Origin of the sequence: Ramlibacter sp., from assembly GCF_050250995.1 — a bacterium.
Lineage (GTDB): Bacteria > Pseudomonadota > Gammaproteobacteria > Burkholderiales > Burkholderiaceae_C > Ramlibacter.
Map to the genome: position 1 here is coordinate 1 of NZ_JBFWNP010000103.1, position 3317 is coordinate 3317.

General features: G+C 69.4%; 3 protein-coding genes. All 3 read right to left on the reverse strand.

The genetic code is table 11. The features are described 5' to 3' along the window. The coding region (locus AB7E83_RS28065; RefSeq protein WP_428574822.1) for a hypothetical protein at positions 1–595 on the reverse strand (595 nt) is incomplete at its 3' end. Continuing rightward, on the reverse strand, positions 592–2724 hold the full coding sequence (locus tag AB7E83_RS28070) for a helicase-related protein (protein WP_428574824.1): 2133 nt from the start codon (positions 2722–2724) through the stop codon (positions 592–594). The genes AB7E83_RS28065 and AB7E83_RS28070, both read right to left, overlap by 4 nt. Before the next feature lie 107 nt (positions 2725–2831). After that, on the reverse strand, positions 2832–3317 hold a 486-nt coding region (gene queF, locus AB7E83_RS28075; RefSeq protein WP_428574826.1), incomplete at its 5' end, for a preQ(1) synthase.

Consider the following 3317-nt stretch of genomic DNA (forward strand, 5'->3'; position numbering starts at 1 on the left):
GGACCCCGCCGCCCGGCTGGGGGGGGGGGACGCGCGCTTGGACCGCCGGGGCGTGGGCCGTCCAGCGCGGCGGCACGCCGGCGTCAATCGCGCCGGCGTGCAGCAGCGTCGGCAGCAACGCGGCGCCCGGGCCCTCGAGGGCGTCAGGGAACGTGACCTCGAGGGCCCGGGCGCCCGTGCCGCCGCGCGCGGGGATCAACGACACGTGCGGCGGCGCGACGACCACCGCCCACGACGCGTGCTGCGCACGCGCGAGGGCGGCTGCGTCGCGCCAGCTCGCCGGTGGACGTGTCGTCCACCCGCGCCAGCCGTGTACCAGGAGCGCGACGGGTTGACCACGCGGCGTCACGAGCCGCGCGGTCAACCCGTCGCCATGACGCGCCAGGTCTCGTGCGCGATACCCGAGCCGTGCGCAGAGCGGCATCGCGACCAGGTCAAAGACGCCGCGCGCGCCTGTGGCCGGGCCGCAGACGCGCGCGACATCGCCCCACCAGCGCTGCCACGACGTGAGCGGACGCGTGTCGAGGGTGGCCGCGCGCTCCGCCAGAAACGCGGCCGGATACAGGCGGCCGCCGATGCCCGGCAGCGCGGTCACGAGCGTGGCCCCGCGATGCGTATGCGCACGGCGGGCGACACCTCCACGCGCACGGCTGCTGGCGCTGGTGCCGGCGGCCGCACGTGGGCGGGCGCCGGCTCTGCCGCGAACAGGCCCGGCTGGTGGGCCGGCGTGGTCGCCGGCGCCGCCAGCCGGGCGGCACGCTGCGCGCGCGTCACCAGCCGCGCGCGCAGCGTGAGGGCGCGGCGTTCAAGTGCCGCCCGCGCATCCGCCTCGCCCTGGGCGCCAGGCGTCACCATCAGGCGTCGCTCGAGTCGCTCGCCCGAGTCCGCGTCGATCGTCGCTTGCGAGATCACGGTATCGGCCGGCGCGCAGTCGAACAGCCGACTGTAGGTGGGTTGCTCAAGCGTGACGTCGACCGGTCCCGGGATCTCTGTGGTCTGCCAACACCGGCGCAGTCGACGTTGACGCTCGAACCAATTCGCAAGACTGGCTGCGACCGTGGTCCACCGTCTGCACGACTTGAGGTCCGCTGACTCGCTGCGGACGCCTCGCTCGGCGAGTCGATCGCGTTGTGCCACGTCGGTTGCGTGTCGGCTTGCGAGCAGTGTGGCGTGTACCGGGCGCTCCTGGCCCAGGCGGTCCACTCGGCCGATGCGTTGCTCGAGGCGCAACGGAGTGACTGGTACCTCGTACGAAATGACCCAGCGCGCGCGGCTCTGAAGATTGAGCCCCTGGCTCGCGACGTCCGTGGCAAACAACGTGTCGGCCTCGCCGCTGAGAAACGTCGCCAGCGTTGCGACTATCTCTGACCGCGCCATGCCGCCATGCAGGCACACGACGCGTCTCCCGGTGTGCCCAAGGCTGATCGCCGTGAGGGTGTCCCGATAGTGCGTGAACACGACGGCCGGTTCCTGACGACGTCGCAGGAGCGTGCGCAGCGCGGCCTCACGCCCGCCGAGTGCCGTGCGCAGGCTCAGATACTCCAGTCGAGACAGCCACGCGTGTTCAGAACGCGCCGGCACATTCGTGTTCACTTCCAGGCCGGCCGCGTCTTCTTCGTCGAAGAGGTCGAGGTCGAACAATGTTGGCTGGCGCTCGGACGTAGTGTCAGGGGCGGCCAGGATCTGCCGCCGGCGTGCCACCGAAGCGCGTAATGCAGCCGGCGACGAGAGCGCGCGCCTGCGAAACACCGAGCAGAGCAGACTCAGCCCGCTCGACGCTGTAGCGCCGCGATGCCGGCGCTCGAAGTGATCGATGGCGGCCAGCGCCTGTCGGTCAGCAGGGGTGAGGCCCACCCGCACCCAGCGCGTGCGGCGCCCTTGTGAGGGAGGACGTTCGACGCGACGAAACGTCGTCAACGAGTCGGCAGCGTGCCGTTGCCCGATGCGACACAGGCGGTCGAACCGCGTCGTGTCTCCGTCATGCGGCGTCGCAGTAAGCAGGACGACGGTGTGCGCCTGACGTGCGACGGCATCGATGGCCTCGTGTCGTTGCGAAGCCCCCGATAGCTGGTGCGCTTCGTCGGCCACGAGAATGTCCCAGGGAGTGCCGGGCAGGGTTTCGGCCACATGCGGTTGCTTGAGAAAATCCGGCGTCGCGAGCCAGACACCGGGCAGCAGCCACGGCGACGTGAGATACGGCAGGCGCGCGCGCAGCTGCGCGAGTGACTGGCCGTCAGCGACTCGCGCGTCGACACCGAAACGGGCCGTGAGTTCGTCGCGCCACTGATGCACCAGCGACGCAGGCGTGAGCACCAGCACTCGGGCGTCGCGGGAACGCTCGATCGCCGAGGCGATGATCAGCCCGGCCTGGATCGTTTTGCCCAGGCCCACGACATCCGCGACCAGCAGCCGGCGACGGCCTGCGAGCCATGCCAATGCGGGTTCAAGTTGGTAGGCGTGCAGGGTGATCCGGGCCGCCACGGCGGCCGACGGCGTGAATGCGAGACGGGTGTGACTGACCAGGCCTGCGGTTCTCGCGAGCGCTTCCCGTTGTGCGACGCGGCGCACCCGAGGAGGCCGTGCCGCGGCACTCGGCTCACAGGGCAAGAGGAATCGACGTTGTTCGCCGGTATCTGCCGCGGTGGCATGAACCGCCGTGAGCTGCTGACCGGGGATGGACTGGTCGACACGCCAGCGGCGTCGACGCAACCAGAGATCGCGCAACCTGCCTCTTCCGGGAGCGTCGAAGGTGGCAGAAATTGCCACCTGTGCCCAGCCGGTCGGGCCGGGGCCGTCAAACGCTCTCTAAGAGAGCAAGCCGGGGGCCAGGCCTAGGACTTGGTGTGGGTCGCGACGACCGTCGTCGTGATGCCGCCGCGGGCCGTAAAGGCGCCCGTGACCGTCATGCGGCGAGGCGCGCAGGCCGCCACCAGGTCGTCCAGAATCTTGTTGGTGGCCGCTTCGTAGAAGATGCCCTGGCTGCGGTAGTCCAGCAGGTAGTACTTCAGTGACTTGAGCTCGATGCAGGTGGCGTCCGGCACGTACTGGATACGGATTTCCCCGAAGTCGGGCAGACCGGTCTTGGGGCACATCGACGTAAACTCAGGACACCGGATATCAATTTCGAAATCACGATCGGGGCGCGGATTCGGGAACGTTTCAAGCGCGGACATGCTGATATTGTAGGGTTTGATTGACACCGTTCGGAGCAGGGGCTTACGATACCCGCCGCTTTCCGCGACGCATGACAAAGGAGTTCGCCAATGGCTGACGCCCGCCGCATGGGCAAAATGGAATTGTTCGCCCACTTCGCCGAC